At 66.8% G+C, this 18,966-nt stretch carries 20 protein-coding genes and 3 pseudogenes; 14 read left to right on the top strand and 9 right to left on the bottom strand.

Annotated features, from left to right (window positions below):
* Nucleotides 1-54: 54 nt before the first annotated feature.
* The 3 genes from ACIHAO_RS31890 to ACIHAO_RS31880 form a co-directional block, all read right to left on the bottom strand.
* Complete coding sequence (locus ACIHAO_RS31890; RefSeq protein ID WP_396564086.1) at nucleotides 55-261, bottom strand: helix-turn-helix domain-containing protein; 207 nt, start codon at nucleotides 259-261, stop codon at nucleotides 55-57.
* A 45-nt stretch (nucleotides 262-306) separates the two neighbouring features.
* Nucleotides 307-1,032 carry a hypothetical protein gene (locus tag ACIHAO_RS31885; protein WP_396564084.1) on the bottom strand — a complete coding sequence of 242 codons (726 nt, stop codon included), beginning with the start codon at nucleotides 1,030-1,032 and terminating at the stop codon, nucleotides 307-309.
* 115 nt (nucleotides 1,033-1,147) lie between these two features.
* Nucleotides 1,148-1,348, bottom strand: a complete 201-nt coding sequence (locus ACIHAO_RS31880) for a hypothetical protein (protein WP_396564082.1) — start codon at nucleotides 1,346-1,348, stop codon at nucleotides 1,148-1,150.
* 232 nt (nucleotides 1,349-1,580) lie between these two features.
* On the opposite strand from ACIHAO_RS31880, the gene ACIHAO_RS31875 reads away from it, so the two are divergent.
* Nucleotides 1,581-2,618 (top strand): hypothetical protein, encoded by a 1,038-nt coding sequence (locus ACIHAO_RS31875; protein ID WP_396564080.1) that lies wholly within the window; start codon nucleotides 1,581-1,583, stop codon nucleotides 2,616-2,618.
* Between the two features lie 155 nt (nucleotides 2,619-2,773).
* Here ACIHAO_RS31875 and ACIHAO_RS31870 read toward each other — a convergent pair whose 3' ends face one another.
* A complete protein-coding gene (locus tag ACIHAO_RS31870; protein WP_396564078.1) occupies nucleotides 2,774-4,141 on the bottom strand; it encodes a recombinase family protein in 1,368 nt (455 codons plus the stop codon).
* A gap of 50 nt (nucleotides 4,142-4,191) precedes the next feature.
* Between ACIHAO_RS31870 and ACIHAO_RS31865 the strand changes: the two genes are divergently transcribed.
* The 5 genes and pseudogenes from ACIHAO_RS31865 to ACIHAO_RS31845 form a co-directional block, all read left to right on the top strand.
* Nucleotides 4,192-4,788 (top strand): hypothetical protein, encoded by a 597-nt coding sequence (locus ACIHAO_RS31865; protein ID WP_396564076.1) that lies wholly within the window; start codon nucleotides 4,192-4,194, stop codon nucleotides 4,786-4,788.
* The gene (locus tag ACIHAO_RS31860) at nucleotides 4,785-5,447 is read left to right on the top strand and encodes a hypothetical protein (protein WP_396564074.1); all 663 of its coding nucleotides are present in this window, start codon (nucleotides 4,785-4,787) and stop codon (nucleotides 5,445-5,447) included. The genes ACIHAO_RS31865 and ACIHAO_RS31860 overlap by 4 nt, the downstream gene beginning before the upstream one ends.
* Nucleotides 5,448-5,613: 166 nt before the next feature.
* Nucleotides 5,614-6,156: a type IV toxin-antitoxin system AbiEi family antitoxin domain-containing protein gene (locus tag ACIHAO_RS31855; protein WP_396564072.1), complete on the top strand. Its 543-nt coding sequence runs from the start codon at nucleotides 5,614-5,616 to the stop codon at nucleotides 6,154-6,156.
* 95 nt (nucleotides 6,157-6,251) lie between these two features.
* Nucleotides 6,252-7,034 (top strand): nucleotidyl transferase AbiEii/AbiGii toxin family protein, encoded by a 783-nt coding sequence (locus ACIHAO_RS31850; RefSeq protein ID WP_396564134.1) that lies wholly within the window; start codon nucleotides 6,252-6,254, stop codon nucleotides 7,032-7,034.
* A pseudogene (locus ACIHAO_RS31845) lies at nucleotides 6,967-7,284 on the top strand (type II toxin-antitoxin system death-on-curing family toxin); the annotation flags it as partial. The gene ACIHAO_RS31850 and the pseudogene ACIHAO_RS31845, both read left to right, overlap by 68 nt.
* On the opposite strand, the gene ACIHAO_RS31840 reads toward ACIHAO_RS31845, so the two are convergent.
* On the bottom strand, nucleotides 7,272-7,640 hold the full coding sequence (locus ACIHAO_RS31840) for a hypothetical protein (protein WP_396564070.1): 369 nt from the start codon (nucleotides 7,638-7,640) through the stop codon (nucleotides 7,272-7,274). The pseudogene ACIHAO_RS31845 and the gene ACIHAO_RS31840 sit on opposite strands and share 13 nt — an antisense overlap.
* A 42-nt stretch (nucleotides 7,641-7,682) precedes the next feature.
* On the opposite strand from ACIHAO_RS31840, the gene ACIHAO_RS31835 reads away from it, so the two are divergent.
* From ACIHAO_RS31835 to ACIHAO_RS31820, 4 genes and pseudogenes are all read left to right on the top strand, one after another.
* Nucleotides 7,683-8,222, top strand: a complete 540-nt coding sequence (locus tag ACIHAO_RS31835; RefSeq protein ID WP_396564068.1) for a hypothetical protein — start codon at nucleotides 7,683-7,685, stop codon at nucleotides 8,220-8,222.
* A pseudogene (locus ACIHAO_RS31830) lies at nucleotides 8,219-10,123 on the top strand (DUF6357 family protein). Before ACIHAO_RS31835 ends, ACIHAO_RS31830 begins: the two are co-directional and overlap by 4 nt.
* Entirely contained in the window at nucleotides 10,120-10,641 is a 522-nt protein-coding gene (locus ACIHAO_RS31825; RefSeq protein WP_396564066.1) for a hypothetical protein, read from the top strand. Before ACIHAO_RS31830 ends, ACIHAO_RS31825 begins: the two are co-directional and overlap by 4 nt.
* 64 nt (nucleotides 10,642-10,705) lie before the next feature.
* Nucleotides 10,706-11,776, top strand: a complete 1,071-nt coding sequence (locus tag ACIHAO_RS31820; protein ID WP_396564064.1) for an ankyrin repeat domain-containing protein — start codon at nucleotides 10,706-10,708, stop codon at nucleotides 11,774-11,776.
* A gap of 48 nt (nucleotides 11,777-11,824) precedes the next feature.
* Here the strand turns inward: ACIHAO_RS31820 and ACIHAO_RS31815 are convergent, their stop codons facing one another.
* The 3 genes from ACIHAO_RS31815 to ACIHAO_RS31805 all read right to left on the bottom strand — a co-directional run bounded on the left by ACIHAO_RS31815 (nucleotide 11,825) and on the right by ACIHAO_RS31805 (nucleotide 13,911).
* Nucleotides 11,825-13,186 (bottom strand): M20/M25/M40 family metallo-hydrolase, encoded by a 1,362-nt coding sequence (locus ACIHAO_RS31815; protein WP_396564062.1) that lies wholly within the window; start codon nucleotides 13,184-13,186, stop codon nucleotides 11,825-11,827.
* A gap of 91 nt (nucleotides 13,187-13,277) precedes the next feature.
* Entirely contained in the window at nucleotides 13,278-13,652 is a 375-nt protein-coding gene (locus tag ACIHAO_RS31810) for a hypothetical protein (protein WP_396564060.1), read from the bottom strand.
* Nucleotides 13,653-13,737: 85 nt separating this feature from the next.
* Nucleotides 13,738-13,911 (bottom strand): DUF2716 domain-containing protein, encoded by a 174-nt coding sequence (locus tag ACIHAO_RS31805; protein WP_396564058.1) that lies wholly within the window; start codon nucleotides 13,909-13,911, stop codon nucleotides 13,738-13,740.
* A gap of 243 nt (nucleotides 13,912-14,154) precedes the next feature.
* Between ACIHAO_RS31805 and ACIHAO_RS31800 the strand changes: the two are divergent.
* Nucleotides 14,155-14,482 (top strand): annotated as a pseudogene (locus ACIHAO_RS31800) (winged helix-turn-helix transcriptional regulator).
* Between the two features lie 386 nt (nucleotides 14,483-14,868).
* Here the strand turns inward: ACIHAO_RS31800 and ACIHAO_RS31795 are convergent.
* Nucleotides 14,869-15,159 carry a 4a-hydroxytetrahydrobiopterin dehydratase gene (locus ACIHAO_RS31795; protein ID WP_125791925.1) on the bottom strand — a complete coding sequence of 97 codons (291 nt, stop codon included), beginning with the start codon at nucleotides 15,157-15,159 and terminating at the stop codon, nucleotides 14,869-14,871.
* Between the two features lie 74 nt (nucleotides 15,160-15,233).
* Between ACIHAO_RS31795 and ACIHAO_RS31790 the strand changes: the two genes are divergently transcribed.
* The 3 genes from ACIHAO_RS31790 to ACIHAO_RS31780 are packed head-to-tail and all read left to right on the top strand — an operon-like array spanning nucleotide 15,234 to nucleotide 18,924.
* Nucleotides 15,234-16,286, top strand: coding sequence for a thiamine ABC transporter substrate binding subunit (locus tag ACIHAO_RS31790; protein WP_396564055.1), 1,053 nt, complete (start codon nucleotides 15,234-15,236; stop codon nucleotides 16,284-16,286).
* 44 nt (nucleotides 16,287-16,330) lie between these two features.
* The gene (locus ACIHAO_RS31785; RefSeq protein ID WP_396564132.1) at nucleotides 16,331-17,908 is read left to right on the top strand and encodes an ABC transporter permease; all 1,578 of its coding nucleotides are present in this window, start codon (nucleotides 16,331-16,333) and stop codon (nucleotides 17,906-17,908) included.
* Nucleotides 17,908-18,924: an ABC transporter ATP-binding protein gene (locus ACIHAO_RS31780; RefSeq protein WP_396564053.1), complete on the top strand. Its 1,017-nt coding sequence runs from the start codon at nucleotides 17,908-17,910 to the stop codon at nucleotides 18,922-18,924. Before ACIHAO_RS31785 ends, ACIHAO_RS31780 begins: the two co-directional genes overlap by 1 nt.
* Nucleotides 18,925-18,966 lie beyond the last annotated feature (42 nt).

Here is an 18,966-nt window from a genome sequence, read left to right as displayed (position 1 = left end):
GAACGTGGTCGTCGTGACGGCCGTCGTTCCGCGGGGTCTCTGACCGCTCTGCTGTCATCGGGACTCACCGCCAGTGACTCGGTGAGCAGCGGCGAACGCGTCCAGGTCAGTGAGCGCGATGCGGACCGAGCGTCCGAACCGGACGTGAGGCAGATATCCATGCTGGACGGCTCGACGGATCGAGACCTCGGAAATGCTCAGGTAGTTCGCCGCGTCGGTGATCTTCACATATGCGGCGGAAATCGGGTTGTCGTCTGCCACGGTGTGGCCCTTCTGGAACAGGAAGGTCGACGACGGGTCGTGGGACTACAGCGCTCCCCCGAACGCGCACGGCCCGCCGCGACCCTCGCTGCGCAGGACAGCAAGGGGCACGACTTGCCCGGGCGCTCTGGCTACGCGTGGCTTTGACCGCAGGTCGCGGCCCGGAGGTCGTGAGACACGTCCGGAGGTTCGCCTGTGACTGTCAGGCGAGGAAGGTTTCTGCGCTACCTGCGGTACTGCGAGCAGCAGGAAGAGCAGCAGCGGAGTCAACGTGGTGAGGAAAGTGCGCCGACTGGCCGAAGAGAGGAGGAGCAGCAGCTTGATCAGCTGAACAAAGGTTCGAGCTTTGGCGCGGTCCGCTGCCCGGACATCCGCTGGAAGTCCTGAGTCCCAGTCGACGAGCAAGTCGCTTTCAACCGACTGGGCGGCGATGGTCTTCGCTGTGTGGCGCAGAAGTTCCGCGTACGTCAGGTACGGCAAACCTTCTGCGCGTTTCAGGAGCTGAAGCCGTTGGGGATGGTTGCCTGCCAGCCGGTCGATTCCCGCTCGGAAGCTTGCAGAAAATGACTGGTACCCCTCGGCGTGACCCCGGGGAAGCTGAGCAAGGACGGCAGCCTGTTCGTGAGCTGGCAGACTTGCTCGCATCTCGCGGAGTGCTGCAGCGCGATCCAGGATCTCGCCAGCCGAGAACGATTCGGCGTGCGTGGCTGGGCGGGTCAACCTGTCTATGACGTGACTGATGGTCACCGCACTTTTTGCTTCATCCCCCATGAGACCAGCGTAGATCGCTCAGGATCACAAGTCGATCTACTCGGACGACTACGTTAGGTCACTGCCGGATTTCGGGGGCAGTCCAGCGAGGGTCTGCCCCCGAAGAGACCGACGATCAGTCGATCATCTTGTGCAGAGCAGCGGCGACGGCGGTCGCGACACCGATCGCGGTGACCGCTCCACCCACGGGGGAGCTCGCGACGGCAGCTAGTCCGGCGACGAGCACGATGACGGCCCATCGCGTAGGAAGCCTCCGTGCCGGGGCCTCACCGTCTGAGCTCTCCTGCGAAGGGGCTTCGGGCCGTACTGTGGACATGACTCCTCTTTCCTGATGCGGAGTAGGTGAGTTGCTGGGCGGTCTCCCGGGTGCATCCGGGGGCCGCCCTTCTCGAAGAGTGACGGCCTCTCGGCCGCCACTGACACCATCTTGCACAAGTCAGAGGGCGTGTGAGTGTAGGGTGAATTCACGGCTCAACCCGCCCTAGTACCGTAAGTACGGACGGGTGTCGTCACCTTGTAGGGCGGGTCAAGGTGGTAATTTCGTCGTGATGGAACCCGCGGCCGGAGATATCGAAGGTCCGCAGCTTCTTACGCCCCGCGCACCGAATACCGCAGAGCAAATCAACCTCAAGCGTCGGCTCGCACGCCTTGAGCGTGCGAAGGACTCAATCGCCCAGGCCACCGACAACATGCTCCGGCTCGCTGCCCGAAGACCCAAAGCCACCGTGCTCCGGATCAGAAGTAGCTTCGTCCGTCGCGACCATCCCGCCCCTGGCAACTTCTCAGACCGCTCGCTGCCACCTCCGCATCTTCGGCCCCCTTCGACACGGCTCATCAGCGCGAACGGTGCGGCGCTACGGATCTTCCTGACCGCGTTGTTCGAGGCACAGACCTCCACCGCAAAGGCAGGGACCCACCCAACAAATAAGCGTCCGCTCAAGGGCACGAGGGACGTCACGGGCTGGATAGACCTGATCGCTTCACCGGCCCAGCACGCACGACGGGGCGCTGGGGCGGCCACCATCAACGACAAGAAGCTCCGTCAACTCGACGCCACGCTCGTTCGCTTGGCTGCCGACGAACTGATCATGCTGCCCAACGTCGAAGCCGGTGCCAACAAGCGTGCTGGCTTCGAACTCCTCGACGAGGGTGGCCAACGCGCACAGGGACCGAATGATCGATACGTGCTACCCAAGCCCGCTGAGAAGGGCGTCTTCAGCATCCCGCTCACCCTCTTCACGCAAGGGTGGGTCCACTGCCTCGAGGACACGGAGCTCGCCATGCTCCTTCTTCTGGCCGAGGCCGGCGCCAAGAAAAAATCTGTCAAGATCCAAGGTGACTACCGGCTGCGGCACTGCGGTCTCGGACGCGACGCCTACGAGGCCCACAACATGCTCAACCGACTCGGTCTGATCACTGTCCTGCCGGACCCCAATCGGCGCCCGGACGGCAAAGTAGACGGCTACGGTATGAATTGGGCACGTCTCCACGAGTTCAACCTGTTTCCGGAGAACTTCGCGACACCTGCCTACGACGCAGTGACGAATGCGATCAACGAGGCGCTGCTGCAGGCCGAGATCACCTAGCTTCCTTTCTTGGCACAGAAGTTGTGGCGGAAGGAAGCTCCAAGTACTAGTTCGCCTTGCCTAGTCGCCGATCTGCGACTGTTGGTGACTCTCAGGCTCATGCTGACTACGTGACCGCAAGACGATCTACTTGTTCGAGCGCACTCCGTGGCAACTCAGTCTTGGTCTTCGCGCCATTCGATCGCTACGGACTCTGGATCGAACGCCTTGCGTCCGCGTGGAGTCGGCGCGACCTTGACGACGCACAGCGCGTCCACCACGTTTCGGCGGATCATGAGCGGTGCACTGTCGAACGCGGTCACAGGATCGGCCGCGGTGAGCGTCGACGCTGCAGCATGTCTCGTGCTCAGCCGGGCCTGGGTGAGCCGTGCTTCGGCCAGTTCAGCCATGACCTTCTGGGATGAGACCTTGTATCGGCGCCCGTCAATAAGCTCGGCATCGTAGTCCGCCTCGATGCGCTCCAGTCTCTTGGCCAGCCGTTTGACTTCCTCGCTTGCCGACTTCGCCTTGTCGGACTCGGCCGGCGTGATCAGTTCGACGAGGTCCGGACGCGCGAGCCGTTCGCGAACTGTCTTGAGTACGAGGTCGTCGATGTGCTGCTGGGCGCGGGTCAGGCAGCCGTTGGGGCAGCGGTACCGGTTCCCGGACCACGAGCGGAGTTTGGTTTCGCACTTCTTGCATTCGAACAAGCCGGCGCCGAGGTGCTTACGATCTGTTCCCTGCTGGGTCTTCCGGCGCGGGTCGGCGAGCTTGGCTTCAACTAACCGGAACACGTCGTCCTCGACGATGGCTTCCCAGGTTCCTTGCTTGCCGTTGGTTGTGCCTTGATACACGGCGTGGCCTGCGTACCGCGGGTTCACAAGAATCGTTCTGACGCTCGATGGATTCCAGGGTCGGCCGTGACGCGTCGACACGCCGGACTCGGTGAGCCACGCAGCCAGTGCCCGGAGCGAATCTCCGGCAGCGAAACGGTCGAAGAGCTGCTGCACGATCGCGGCCTCCTGCTCGATGACTTCACCTGCCGGGGTGTAGCCGGTCAGGCGAACACCGAGCGGGGGCTTGCCGCGCTCTGCTCGCTGAAGAGCGGCAGCGCGTTGACGCGCCGCCTTCCGCTCGATCTCGCCGCGGGCGACGGTCGCCTTGATCCGGGCGAACATACGTCCACCATCGGTGGACAAGTCCGCCTCGCCATTAGCGGTGACCAGGAGAAGGTCACGATCCTGCGCCGCGTCGATCCAGTCTTCGAGCTGGCGTGGTTGGCGGGTCAATCGGTCCAGGTCCCAGCACACCAGCGCGTCGAACTCGCCTGCTTCATATGCGGCGACCAACCGGTCGTACTCGGGACGGGCCTTGTGTTTGTCGGATGCCGACACGGAGTTGTCCACGAACTCGTCGACGACTCGCCATCCGCGCTGGTGAGCGATGCGCAGGCAGTCGGCACGTTGTCGCTGCACGGCCAGCTGCTCGCCGGTCACGTCGAGGCTGACACGTAGGTAGATGGCGCACCGGAGAGGATCGGTCACCGACCAATTGTTGCATTGCATTGCAAATAAGAAAAGATGCAATCAGCTCTATGGGTGCCTTGAGGCTACGCAGTGCAAGCGCCGTCAGCGGCTTTGCCGTCTCCTTGCCGACCTGGCTCTGGTTAAATGGCTGGCTGATCGAGTTGGCAGTTCTCGAGCGTCAGGGAGGGGCGATGGCCGTCGAGGATGATGAGTATGCGCGCATAATGGCGCAGCTCGAGAGGGTGATGCCGGGGTTGGCTGCCCAACTGGTTGACGAATTCCGGAGCGGGCGCGCGGTTACTGAACAGGGGCTTCGGCAGGAGGGAAGGTTTGAGGAGCGGGCAAGTCGGTTGGCGGCGAGTGAGTTGCCGCCCCTGGGTAAAACAGATGTTGCTGTGATCCCGTATACGGGAGATGAACGTATCGACCTTATTCGCGAGGCTCTGCTGACGTTGGCTGACACCATGTACGCATCGCGGCTGGCAGTGCTAGAACTAGCGCGTGAACTGAATGTAGACTCAGAAATTGAGTTCGGCGACCCTGAGCTTGAAGTTCCGTCGCAAGTCAACCTCGATGACGAAACGGAGCGAGCGAGGCGCGTGCAGGTTATTGTGCATGAGCTGCTTGGCGATACGGGCCAGGCGTACCCGGAGAATATCCGATGAGCCGCGAAGACTTGATACGCGATATCGAGGTCGCGATAGGTGCTCTGCAGGATGTGTATCGAGACGATGCTGATGAATCTGACCTCTATGAGGCGTCGTTGCTTGCTTTATGTGTAGATGCAGCCAAGGCTGCGGGAGGACGTGTGCTGCTGACCGATGATGGCAGGGGCCGGTCGGCGAAGCTGTGCTTCCGTAGGAGTCCAGGAAATCTATGGGCAGGCAATTTCTCGTTCGGAATTGTGAGTTTCCCTGGCACTTCGAAGCAGCTTGAGATTCATCTGGGTGTGTACGTCGCATCGGGTGGTTCCCGTGTGGCGCACGAATGTGACGTCGCTATTCTGGATCATCAGGAGGGTGAGAGGAGTCGTCAAGCCGCTGTGCATCCCAGGAGTAGGGCGCTAGTTGCCGCTATTGAAGCTAAGCACTACAGCGCTTCTCCTTCACTGGGCGTTGGTCGCGGATTCCTTGGTTTGGCGCAAGAGCTTGGTAGTAAGAACTGTTCTTTGGTGTTTCCGTCGAAGAGTTCGGTTAATCTTGCTGCGCTTATCGCGAAGCAGAGCAGTGAAGCTTACGGTGAGTTGCTGCCTGGTCGCGACGCTGCGGCGAGGCTCCGCTCGCGCCTTGATCAGTCAATCCGTAACTGGAGGGCGCGAATCTAACTGAGACATTCGATCAGCCGTCGCGGTTGGCCTAACTCTTGGTGGTCAGTCATCTGCGGAGAGCATCATGTTGCATAGTGTGGTAATCTGGTGGAGTTCCGCTTCAACGTCTAACCGAGGCACGCGTCATTTGTCACAACTCTACCGGTTTCGGTAGAGTTGTGACATGGCTTCCGAGGTCAAGTACCGGGACATCGTTCGCGAGATAGCGCTCGATCACTACGGATACGTGACTACGAACGACGCAGCCGAGGCAGGCGTTCCTGCCGTTGAGCTCCCGAAGCTGGCTGCCCGGGGTGGCTTGGAGAACGTCGCATACGGGCTGTACCGCGTGCCGGACGTTCCTCCCACGAGATATGACCAATTCGCGGAGGCGCTCCTCCGTGTCGGCCAGGGTGCCTATCTCCATGGCGAGTCGGTATTGGCACTGTTCGGGCTCGCCGATGTGAACCCCCGGCGGATCAAGGTGGCCGTTCGCCGGCGCGCGCGTCCGAAGCTGCCGGCATTTGTCGAGCTGACCCAGGTGAGAGGCGACGTGCGGACGACGTACTACGAGGGGCTTGAGTCCCAAACCGTTGCTGATGCCCTCCTTGAGTGTCGTGGACATATCGAGGCCGAACGTCTTCTGGCTGCCGCCGAGCAAGCGCGAGCAGAAGGGCTGCTGACGACCGCCGAGTGGCGGGGCCTGAAGAAAGGGATTCGGCCGTGAGGTATTCCGGCGTGCCGACGAGTGTGCGCTCCCTGGAGCAGCGCATCCGCAACCTCGAAGGTGGCGACGGCTTGGCGCAGCGTCGCGGGATCAGCATGGCGCTGGTCGTCGTCGGCCAGATGCTGCCTGGAGGGGCGGTCAAAGGCGGCAGCGCGATGGCGTTGCGCTACGGGCGCGATACAAGGTTCACCCAGGATTTTGACGCCGCGCGAGCGCAGACGCTCGGCCGGTTCCGCAGTGACTTCGAGGAGTCTCTGGTGGGTGGATGGGCCGGTTTCACCGGCAGATTGATCGAGAAGGCCGCACCCCGTCCTCCTGCCGTTCCGACGGCGTACGTCATGCAGCCCTTCGAGGTGAAGCTCGACTATCGGGGCAGAGCGTGGTGCACAGTGAAGTTCGAGCTCGGTCACAACGAGATCGGCGATGCCGAGGAGCCCGAGTTCCATCTCGCCGAGGACTTGGCTGAGCTCTTCACTGAAGTCGGCCTCGAAGCTCCTAAGCCGGTGCCTGTGATGCGCGCAGACCACCAGATAGCTCAGAAGCTGCACGCTGTTTCCAGTGAGGGCAACGAACGTGCGCGCGATCTCGCCGATCTCCAACTTCTCGAGAAGCGTGAGAGTCTCGACCTCGAACAGATCGCCGAGACGTGCGTGCGGCTCTTCGACTATCGGCGGCAGCAGGTATGGCCGCCGGGCATTGTCGCGGGTGAACGTTGGGACACGCTCTACGCCGAAGCGGCAGAGGGCCTGGATGTGATGCCGTCAATCGAAGAGGCCGTCGTCTGGGTCAACGACTTCGTGCGTCGCATCGTTGCGGCAGGCGGCGCATCGGCCACGGTCGTCGCTGATGGGGCAGGACGCTTATCCGGGTCTGCATGAAAAAGCGGCGGTTCTGCTGGAATCGCTCGTCCGCAACCACCCGCTGGTCGACGGCAACAAGCGGCTGGGCTGGATGGCGGTGTTCGTGTTCTACGGCCTCAACGGTGTCGACCTGGAAGCGCCGGAGGACGACGCGTACGAGCTGGTGATCGCGGCAGCGACCGGGGCCGTTGCCTACGAGGACGCTGCCCAGCGCCTTGCGGACTGGACTCGCCCGGAAGTCGCTTCAACGTCTGATCAGACGCCGTAGCGGCCTTGATGGATCGTCGCGGGCGGCTTGCCGTGCCGCGCCGTGTAGGCCGCCACGATCTCGTCCGTCGTGTCCTCCCCGGCCTGGAGGCGGACCAGGTACGGCACCGCCCAGTGCAGGTCCGCCTGGTCGAACTCCTCTGTCCAGTTCGGACTGAGCCCGGTCCGGGATTCGTCGAGCACCTGTGAGAGGGCGACCTGCCCACCCGCGTTCACGGGATGCGGTCCCACCGAGATCGAGACGCGGGAAGCGGCGCCTGCCGGGTGCAGCGCCACTTCCATGGGGTGCGGGTGGTGACCGGGTGCCGTGCGTGCGATGACGAGGAACCGCAGAGGCCCGCGTTTCGTCTTCTTCATGCGGCCATTCGAGCACGCCGCCACGGACCGAGGATGAACCGCATGACGAGCCCCGCCCTCTCACCGCTCGCCCATGCCCTGGCGCGCACGGACTTCGCGGAGAACTGGTACCGCTGGTGCGACGCCAAGCGTGACTGGGCGGCCGAGGCGACGGGTACCTATGAGGAAGACACCCTGCTCACCGCGAGCGGTGCGTTCGCCGCGCTCCCCGCGAGCGAGTTCATGCGGGCGTATCGCGCGGCCGGCGCCGAGGTCTCGCGAGGATCGAGGGTGCCGGACGCGCGCCATCGGTCGTTCACGGTGGAGGTCGCCGCGGGACCGGCCGTGTGCAGCCTGGCGGTCCAGCTCGGGCGGGGGCTCAACTCCCAGGAGTGCGGTCTGGTGGTACTCCTCGACAGCGAGCCGCAGGGGCAGCCCGAGACGCTGCACGCGGTCGCGCTGGCCATCCGCCGCACCCGGGGCGAGCCCGACCCGAATCCGCCTTACCCTCGGCCGATCATCGGCAGCCGCAGCCAGCTGGAGGTCGTGTCCAGCGGCATCGTCGACGTCCTTGGCCAGGTCGCCCGCGGCTGGGCGTCATGAGCGAGGTCCTTTTCATCCGCGAGAACTCCTGGATGCCGCGAGTGATCCGCGCGGACGGTGAGCTCAGGCTCGAACTCGACGCCGGAGCCAACGCCGACCATGATCCTCGCAGGTTCGCCTTCCCGATCTCGGAAACCCATCTCGAGGTGATCCGGGACGATCTGACCCGGCATTTGCTGCTGTGGAGCGCGATCCTGCCGCTGTGTGAGGCGGCCGGGAGCCGGGGGCCTCTCGACGAACCGGCGGCGGTCGCGTTGCTGGACCCGATCCTCCTCGGCGCGCCTTCCGACGTCGAGTCGTTGTTCCGGGACATCCGCTGGGACGAACGCAGGCTCGTCACCCAGGGCGCGGACGTCGAGCCGCTCGAACGCGGGCTGCTCTTCGAGGCGTTGCGCTCAGCGAACGCGTGGTCCGATTGGTCGCTCGTCCACGAGTTCGACGCGAACCGTGTTCGCGCCCGGCCGGCCCCGCTCGAAGAGGCGCTCCTCAAGTACACAGGTCGCCACGGCGGGAAGGCGGTCCGGGATCCGGGCGCCGTCGATCCCGGCCTGCTTCCCGAGGTCACGCGGGTGATCGCCACCGCGGAGCAGGCGTGTCCAGCATGCGGTTCGCCGCGCCTTCCCGGACCTCGCCGACGACGCGGTGCGCACGGTGAGCTTCCTGATGTGCTCCGAAGCCGCAGACAAGGCCAGAAAGCAAGGATGACGATGAGACCACTGACCTTCCGCGACGCCAAGGACAACGCGCAGAAGTGGGCCCCGGGCGACGCTCGATCCGCGGCCGACGCGTTCCAGGAGTTCGTCGACCGGCACCGTGCCGACGACAACGCGTCGTTCCGCGTCGAGGACGAGGGGAGCGAAGAGGCGCTGTCGCTCATGTTCGACGACGGCACCATCTGCCGGGCCAAGGGAGCGCAGGACTCCCGGATCGAGTACCGCCTCGTCACCAACCGCGGCGACTACCGGACCCAGGTGGCCAACTTCGTCCGCGGCGGTTTCAGCGCACTCGACCGCAACGGCCCCTGGTGGCCGGACGTCGCCGCCTTCGAGCGTGCCCGGCTCCGCTCCCGGTTCGACGAGTCGACGCTCCGGCGGACCCACCCCCGCGAGCTGCGCCGCCGGCTGGAGATCCTGACCCGCGTCGACGGACACGAGCCGGTGACGGTCGACGGGGTCACGCACTTCGGTTTCGGCAACGGCGGCGGCGACACCGTCAACGCCTGGTTCACCGCGGAGGGCCGCGGTCTCGTGGTGACGTTCGACCACATCGGCGACCTCAACTTCTTCGAAGACCCGCAGGCGCAGGCCGCGCTGTACGAAGGCGTACCGGCAGACCTTCTCGCTCTGGTGAAGAACGTGCCGGAAGCGGATACGACGCTCAATGCCTCGCACCCTGACGGAGGCACCCTCGTGGTCGCCTCCGGCGTTTTCACCTTCTCCGGTCCCTGCGCCATGGCGGACGGGCTGGTGTCCCGCTTGCAGGAGGAGCAGCTGGGTGTCGAGGACACCGGGGTCGGCTGGCTTCTGGAGGGCTTCCTCGCGCTGGAGGACTTCACTCCGGCCGCGGTCGCCGACGCCGTGGCTTGGTGGAGCGCCGAGGACATCGCGAAGGGTTTCGCCGCGGCGGGCGAGCCAGAGCAGGCCGTGCCGTTCGACCGGAAGACGGTGGACCGCTTCTGCGAGATCTGGGCCGACTCCGGGTACAACGATCGCTGGGACGTGCACTACGTCCTGTTCGACAGCTACTCCCTCGAGGACGTGGGCGAAGAACGGGACGAGCTTGTGGGGTTGGTCCGGACGCTCGGACTCGAGCGCGTGGACGCTCCGCCGGGAGCCGCCGGCGGCGAGGTGTGGGTCCGCACGGATCCGCGTATCGACGCCGAGCTCGGGCGCTGGTCATGAGTACTTCGGAAGGTCGTTTCGGGTATCACTATTTCGAACCCGAGGTCGCCGGCGGCTTGGGCCCGGGAATCGACTACGACCCACGGCGCGGGGACGAACCACTCGTCGGCCCGCTTCACTATCAGTTCGCCGGCTGGCTCGGCGACGACATCGTCACGACAAGCGGGTACTGGATCGTCACCGGCAGGCTCGCCGACGCGCTCCGGGCCTCGCCACTCACCGGCTACGAGCTCGGCGAGGTGGTGGTGACCACCGACGAACAGTTCGACATGTTCTACAGCCACCTCGGCCTTCCTCGTGACTGGGAACGGCTCATCCCCACCGGCACGGAGGAGGGTGGTGAGGACTTCGTGCTCGAAACCGTTGTCGACCTGCTCGTCAGTGACGCCGCACTCGAACTGTTGCGGCGGTTCCACATCGACGACGCCGACATCTCGCCGGCGGACGAGGAACCACAGGTCTCCGACGTCATGCGGAAGTACCTCGAACTGCGGCGCGCGAAGGGCGACGAGGTCTAGATGCGCGTATCGAGGACACCGATGCGCGAACAACCGCGCCCGGATTTCGACTGAGGAGAGCACGTTGGCACGAAAGCGGAAGACCCTTCCCAAAGACTTCGCGGAGATGCTGACTTCGGCCTCGATGGACGAACTCAAAGCCGTCTTCGGCAAGTGCGAGATCGACGCGCGGGGCGGCTATGCCAAAGGGACCGCCATCGGCTTCCCGGAGTGCCCGGACGAGCTCGTCGTCTGGCTGACCGGGCAGGGCCTCGCCGTCGACACCCCGGACAGCTACGGCAGGACACCGCTTCACGCGCGGGCTGCACGCGCTGCTCCGAAGCCGATCGCGCAGATTCCGTTGCTGCTCTCGCTCGGCGCGGACATCGAGGCGGCCGACAGCTCCGGGCAAACGCCGCTTCAGGTCGCCGTGGACGGATTGAAGGCCGGGGCGGTGCGCGTGCTGATCGAGCACGGGGCCTCGACCGAGGTGCTCGACAGGCGTGGCAACACGTTGTTGACGCGAGGCCTGGTCAGTACGCGAAACGCCGACATCCCCAAGTGTGTCGAGATCGCGAAGCTGCTGCTCGAACACGGTGCGAGCATCACGGCCGAGATGCGTCGGAAGGTCGAGCGGATCGGTAGTGGGTTCGAGTTTCACCGGGAGAACTTCAACCCCGATTTCCTCGAAGGGACCGACGCCGCGCTCAGTGAGCTGTACCGGATCTTCGAGGTCGAGCCGGTCGCCCGGCGGTCGACGCACGACGGGGTATCGCCGATCGTCGTGCCCGGCGGGCCCTGGCGGGAGCGGCACAAAGCGCTTTGGGAGCTGCTCGTGCCGTCGACCGGCGCGGGCGCGACAGTGCAGTGCGAGGCCATCCGCGTCACCGGCCGGATCTTCGACGAGATGTTCCGGAACGGCGGAGCGAACTGGGACCGTGATTATCGTGCGATGGCCGACGCGTTCCCGGGTTTCCTGGCGCGGGGCGAGTCTCTCGGCGAAGAAGAACTCCGAGAAGCCAAGGAGGTCGTGAAGCAGGTCAGGTCGGGCCGGGGCGCGGACGGCCACCTCGATCGCTTGAGGGAGCTCGCCGTCGTCTGGGTCGCGAAGAATCCGGGCCCGATCGCCTTGGGGCCGGTGGACTACACCCGTTGAGGGCGGGCCGCGTGTCCCCGACAAGGCATCGGGGACACGCGGCGAGACTCACTTCCGCAGCAGGCTGTACGCAGCCGAGCCGATCAGCTCCAGCGAAACCTGAAGCCGCTCAAGGGAAACGTTGTCCTTGATGGTGTCTTCCGGCGTGTGATACGTCGGTTCCAGCAACGCCGGGCCGGACTCGCCGCGCCAGCTGAAGTTGCCGGAAGCGATCCCGCGCTCGAAGAACGGCACGTGGTCGCTCGAACCGCGGGCGACCGGGCCCTTGACGCGCGGGTCGTAGCCGAGCCGCTTGGCGGCGGCGTTGACGGCCGCGGTCGTGGCGTTGTCGGCACCGTCGACCGAGAGCAGCCAGTAGGTGATCGCCGGGTCCCAGCTGGTGGCGACCATGTCGTTCTGGAAGCAGCCGGTGATCCGCTTCGCCTCGGCGTCGGACAGGTTCTTGACGTAGTGCCGCGAACCGATCAGCCCGTACTCCTCCGAGCCCCACAGCGCGAACCGCAGCGTCTTGTTCGTCGGCAGGTGGCGCAGGACGCGGGCGAGTTCGAGGCACAGCACGGTGCCGCTGCCGTCGTCGTTGGCGCCGGGTGAGCCGGGGACGCTGTCGTAGTGCGCCGTCACCATGACGACGCCGTCGTCCTTGCCGGGGAACGTGGCAGGCCGTTCGGCGATGACGTTGTACGACGTCAGGTTCTTGTGGTGGGTGGCCGTCGCCTTCACCGTGACCGAGCCCTTGGCGAGCCGTTCGCGCAGGCGTTCCACCTGCACCTGGGCCAGGCCGAGCACCGGGATCGTGACCGGGGCGGCGAGTGTCGGCGAGAACGCGGACAGCTTGCGTGCCGGGTCGGCGCCGATCCGGCCGAGCAGCACGGCGTCCGCTCCGCGCTGCGCGGCCGTCAGGTACGCGTCGGCCTTGTTCGTCACGGCGGCGATCAGCACGATCTTGCCGGTCAGGTCTTCGGGCAGGGTGCTGCCGTCACCGGCGTCGACGACGACGGCCTCGCGGGTGATGTCCTGCGCGCCCTGCGGCGAGGAGCCGGTCTGCCAGCTGTCGCGTCCGATCGACAGGGCACCCAGGAACTTGTCGGCGATCGGGAACGGCTGCAGCGTGACCTGGTAGCGCAGCTCGCGCAGCACCTTCGCGATGTACTCCTTGGCCCGCAGTTCGCCTTCGGTCCCGGCGATGCGGGGGCCGATCCTGTCGCTGAGCACCCGCAGGTGCTCCAGTGCCCGCCGCGAACGGACCCGCGCGACCACGGGGTAGTCGCCGAACTCCAGCGACGGCGGGAACTGCGCGCCCGGACGTTGCTGCGTGGCCGCGGCGGCGGCGCCGGGGTTCAGCCCGATCGTCGCCGCGCCCGCCAATGCCACCGCGCCCGCGAGCACCTCACGTCTGCGCAGACCTGCCATGGAACACCCCTCACTCCTCGGAGAAACTCGTTCGAGTAGCTAAGAGTGACGGAGCCGCCGGGGCAACCTCCGATCGTCCCCTTTTTCCGGTTCAGCGCACGGCGAGCCGTCGGTAGGCATGGGAGGCGGCGGCGATCCCGCAGGCCGCCGCGGCGATCACCCCGCCGATCAGCAGCACGGTCCCGACGAACGGCCCGAAGTCGCCGACGTCGGCGAGCCGTCCCCAGAACGAGCCTTCGAGCAGGGCACCGACGAGGATGAACACCGGCGCGGCGATGCCGAGGAAGAGGATCCACCGGTACCGGGCGGCCAGCGTCAGCACGAGGATCCCGGTCACGCCGAGGATGAACGGGCCGGGCGGGACGTCCGGGAAACCGGGAACGCCCGAGGCGATCTGGATGATCAGGCCGGCGACGCCGGCGAAGAGGAAGAAGGCGTTGGCGACGGCCGCGGTGGAACGGTTCATGGTGAACTCCTCACTGGATTTCAAGGCCACTGAAGAGTCCCGCTCGCGGCCGCGCGGGGCGTCGGCCCGGAAGCGGCAATCGGGCCTACGCGGATCTGCGTAGCGGCTTGCCGAGGATCAGCGTGAGTTCGGCCGAAATCGCGGTCACCAGTTCTTCGCCGAACACGCAGATCGTGTACTCCCAGGGGTGCCCGAACGTGCCGAGCCGGAAGTCCGGAGTCAGGTAGATGTGGTAGTCGCGTACAACTCGTCGGCGCACGAGGTCAGGCCTTCCCGGATCACCGAAACCATCCAGTCCGGCAACTGGTACTCCGGATGCTTGTCGAGGGCTGCCAGACGTCAGGTCACCGACCCCGGGGGCTCTGCGATCCCGGGCCACTTGAGCGGGTCGTTGCCTGCTCGGAAGGAGAAGTCCGCGAAGAAGCGATGCTCATCGGCGGAGAATACGCGCCGCGACGTGGGCGAGGGTGACTTCGGACCGGTGAAGCCGTTGAGTCCCGACATGTTCGCCCCAGGTTGCCCGTCGAACCTGACCCCGTTCCGGATCGGCGACAAATGGGCGGGGCTGGTCGTGCTGTGCCTGGAAGAAGGGCCGCGCCGGTGCGGTGCCGCTGAGGGGCGTCACGTCGAAGGTGCTCACGGAGGCTCTCCGGGCGCTGGAGCGCGACGGCATGATCACCCGCACGGCGTACGACGAGACGCCGCCGCGCGTGGAGTACGAGCTCACCTCGCTCGGCCGGACGTTGTTCGAGCCGATGGAGGCATGCCGGGAGTGGGCGGCGAAGCACCTTCCGGAGCTTGTCGCCGCCAGCGAGGCCTATTCGGGCTAGACGCGGCTAGCCGAGGAGACCGAGCACGACGATCGTCAGCAGCGTGATGGCCGCGGCGAAGGTGGTCACCCAGGCGCGCTGGGCGGCGGTGATCGAAGCGTTGTTCACGGCGGTTCCCCGGGGGAGAGAAGCGACAGGTCCGCCGTGAACAGCGCGTTGATCAGGCTCCGCGTTACCTGGTGGACGCCCGTGTGATCAAGATCACTGGTCGTGTTGGTGATGCCGGTCGCGGGCCGTGTACCAGAGCACTCCGGCAGCGGCCGCCACCATCGCGCCGAATGCGGAGAACCCCACCACGATCGCCTGTGTCATCACTCGTCCTTTTCTCGTCGGTCGTACTTGCTGGACGTCCGAGAAGCGGGTTCGTGTCGCGATCGTCGCGGACGTCACATGCCGCCGAGTACCTCGTCGATCTGCGACGCAAGCGTGAAGTCCTTCTCCGTCAGCCCTCCGGCGGAGTGGGTGCTGAGCCGGAACGTCACCGTCCGCCAGCGGATGTCGATGTCGGGGTGGTGGTCGGCCGCCTCCGCCAGTTCGGCCACCTTGTCCACGGCTTCGATGGCTTTCGGGAAGCTCGGCAGCTTCGCCGTCCGCTCGATCGTGACGCCGTCACGGGTCCAGCCGGAGAGCTTGGTCACGGCTTCGCCTGCTTGCTGGTCGTTCAAGATTTCCGCCATGACTCCATGGTGGTACGCCGTCGGCTACGCTGCACTTTTGCCACGGGTCCCCCTTGAAAATCGCAGGAGGCTAGATGAAACGCGCCCTCCGCACGGTCGTTGCGGCTGGCACGGTGGCCGCCCTCGTCGCGGGCTGCTCGCTCTCCGGGAACTCGGGGAACGACCCGCAGGCGCCGGCAACGGTCACGCTCGTGACACACGACTCGTGGCTCGCCCCGCAGGACGTCCTCGACGCGTTCGAGCGGCAGTCCGGGATCAAGATCTCCGTGCTCAAGCAGGGTGACGCGGGCGCGCTGACCAACAAACTGGTGCTGACCAAGGCGAACCCGATCGGCGACGTCGCGTACGGCATCGACTCGACGTTCGCCTCCCGCGCGCTCACCGAGGGCGTTTTCGAGCAGTACACCAGCCCCGAGGCGGATCGCGGCCCGCAGCGCTACTCCGTCGACCCCGGGCACCGGCTCTCCGCGGTCGACCTCGGCGACGTCTGCGTCAACATCGACACCCGGTACTTCGTGGACAAAGGGATCCCGGAGCCGAAGTCGTTCGCGGATCTGGCCGACGCCAAGTACAAGGACCTGATGGTCGCCGAGAGCCCCGCGACGTCCTCGCCGGGGCTGGCGTTCCTGCTCGGCACCGTCGCCCAGTTCGGCGAGCAGGGCTGGCAGGCGTACTGGACGCAGCTGAAGGCCAACGGGCTCAAGACGGTCAGCGGCTGGGAAGAGGCCTACACCAAGGAATTCTCGGGTTCCTCCGGCAAGGGCCCGCGTCCGATCGTCGTCTCCTACGCCTCGTCGCCCGCCGCCGAGATCGGCGATGACGGCAAGCCTCGGACGAAGGCGCTGCTGGACACCTGCTACCGCCAGGTCGAGTACGCGGGCGTGCTGGCGGGCGGCAAACAGGTCGAGAAGGCCCGCAAGGTCGTGGACTTCCTGCTGTCCCAGCAGTTCCAGGTGACCGTGGCGGGCAACATGTACGTGTACCCGGCCCGTCAGGGTGTCGAGCTCCCGCAGGGCTGGGCGCAGGCCGCGCCGCTGCCGCAGCAGCCCAAGACGCTCGAACCGGCCAAGATCCAGGCCGGGCGCGAGCAGTGGATCGCGCAGTGGCGCACGCTACTCGAAGGCTGAGCACCGGGCTGACCTTTCGTGGGGCCGGGCTGGCCGCACTCGCCGTGCTGCCGCTCGGTTTCCTGGTGGTGTTCTTCGCCTGGCCGGTCGCGGCGATCGTCGGCCGCGGCTTCGGTTCCGGTGGGGTCGGCACGGCCATCGGCGACCCGCTGACCTGGAAGCTCGCGGGGTTCACCGTGGCGAGCGCGGGGGTCTCGACGATCGTCGCGGTGCTCGCCGGGCTGCCGGTGGCGTTCCTGCTCGCGCGGGTGCGGCTGCCGGGCGTGTCACTGGTGCGGACGCTCGTGCTGGTGCCGTTCGTGCTGCCGACCGTCGTGGTCGGCCTGGCGTTCCGCGCGCTCTGGCCCGACGGCGGGCTGCTGCCGCTGGTGCTGGCCAACGCCTTCTTCAACGTCGCCGTCGTCGCGCGCACGGTTTCCGGGCTGTGGAGCCACCTCGACCCGCGCACCGTGGACGCGGCGCGGGCACTCGGCGCGTCGCCGTGGCGTGCCTTCCGCTCGGTGACGCTGCCCGCGCTCGCGCCTGCCATCGCGTCGGCGGCGGCGGTGGTGTTCCTGTTCTGCGCCACCAGCTTCGGGGTCGTGCTCATTCTCGGCGGGGCGAAGTACCGCACCCTGGAGACCGAGATCTACCTCCGCACGGTCGAGCTGCTCGACCTCTCCGGCGCGGCCGCGCTGTCGCTGGTGCAGTTCGCCGCCGTCGTCGCGGCGCTCGTCGTCGGCGCGCTGGCGAGGCGGCGCCGGGAGAGCGCGGCGCGGCTGCGTTCGCGGAGCGAGACCGCGCGGCGGCCCAGAGGCGGCGAGTGGTGGGCGGTCTCCGCGGGCCTCGCGGTGATCGCGCTCCTGATGACGCCGATCGTGGCGCTGCTCGTCGAGTCCGTGTCCACTTCGGACGGTTTTAGCCTCGCCGGGTACGAAGCACTCGCCGGACAGGGATCGCGGGGCGCGCTTCAGGTTTCAGGCTGGGACGCGGCGTCGATGTCGCTGCGGACGGCGTTCGACGCGACGACGCTCGCGATGATCGTCGGCGTGCTGGCCTCGGTCGTGCTGGTGGCGTTGCGCCGCACGCCGGGCAGGCTGGCGCGGGGCATGGGCGAGACGATGGACGCCGCGCTGATGCTGCCGCTGGGAGTGTCCGCGGTGACCGTCGGTTTCGGGTACCTCGTCACGCTCGACGCGTTGCCGGGCGATCTGCGGACGTCGCCGCTGCTGGTGCCGCTCGCACAGGCATTGGTGATCATCCCGCTGATCGTGCGGATGGTGCTGCCGGTGCTGCGCTCGGTCGACGTCCGGCTGCGTCAGGCCGCGTCCACGCTCGGCGCGAGCCCCGGCCGGGTGTGGCGGGAGATCGATCTCCCGCTGACGGCGCGTTCGCTGGTCGCGGCGGCCGGTTTCGGTTACGTGGTCGCGCTCGGCGAGTTCGGCGCGACGAGCTTCCTCGCCAGGCCGGACGCGCCGACGCTGCCGGTCGCCGTCGCGACGCTGATCTCGCGGCCGGGGGAGCTGAACAACCAGATGGCCTACGCGGCCTGCGCGCTGCTCATGATCGTGACCGTGGTGGCGGTGGTGCTGATCGACCGGTTCGGCGCGGTCCGCGGGCAGAATTCGGTAGGGGAGTTCTAGTGTCGCTGTCGGTACGGGATCTGACCGTCCACTATGGATCGTTCGCCGCGGTGAAGGGCGCCGGGCTGGACATCGCCGACGGCGAGGTGCTGGCGCTGCTCGGCCCGTCCGGTTCGGGGAAGTCGACCCTGCTGCGCGCGATCACCGGGCTGGAGCCGCTGACGTCGGGGACCGTGCGGTGGGACGGCGAGGACCTCGCCGGGGTCCCGGTGCACCGGCGCGAGTTCGGGCTGGTGTTCCAGGACGGGCAGCTGTTCCCGCACAAGGACGTCGCCGCGAACATCGCGTTCGGCTTGCGGATGCACGACATCCCGCGCGCGGAGCACACGGAGCGGGTCGGTGCGCTGCTCGACCTGGTGGGGCTCAGCGGTTACGAACGGCGGAGGGTCACCGAGCTTTCCGGCGGGCAGGCGCAGCGGGTGGCCTTGGCCCGCGCGCTGGCGCCGGAGCCGCGGTTGCTGCTGCTGGACGAACCACTGTCCGGTTTGGACGCCGGCCTGCGGGAACAGCTGGCGATCGACCTCGCGGCCCTGCTGCGGCGCAGCAAGATCACCGCGCTGCTGGTCACGCACGACCAGGAAGAGGCGTTCACGCTCGCCGACCGCGTCGCCGTGCTCGACGGCGGCGAGATCCGGCAGGAGGGCGCGGTGCGCCGCGTCTGGCGGCAGCCGGTGGACGAGGACGTGGCGCGGTTCCTCGGCGTGACCACGTTCGTCGACGGCGAGGCGACGGGCGGGACGGTGCGGACGGTGCTCGGCGACGTCACGCTGCCCGACGTCGAGGACGGCGCGGTGCGGCTGGGTCTGCGGCCGCACGGCCTGCGGGTCTCCCCGGACGGCGTCGAGGGCGAGGTCACCGCCGTGGTGCACCGGCGGGAGCACGTACGGCTGGTGGTCGCGCCCGGCGGCGATCTGTCCACTGTGGACGCCGTCGCGCCGGTCACGGCCGACCTCCGCCCCGGCGACCGCGTCCGGCTCGCCCTGGACCCCGACGGCGTCGCCCGACTCCGCAATTAGTCACCTGGTTGCGACGATTCGTTGTCGCAAGCAGGTGACTAA

It is taken from the genome of Amycolatopsis sp. NPDC052450, from assembly GCF_044547565.1.
Taxonomy (GTDB): Bacteria; Actinomycetota; Actinomycetes; order Mycobacteriales; family Pseudonocardiaceae; genus Amycolatopsis.
Note: the sequence above shows the minus strand (reverse complement) of the source record. Positions and strands in the feature narration are given on the sequence as shown.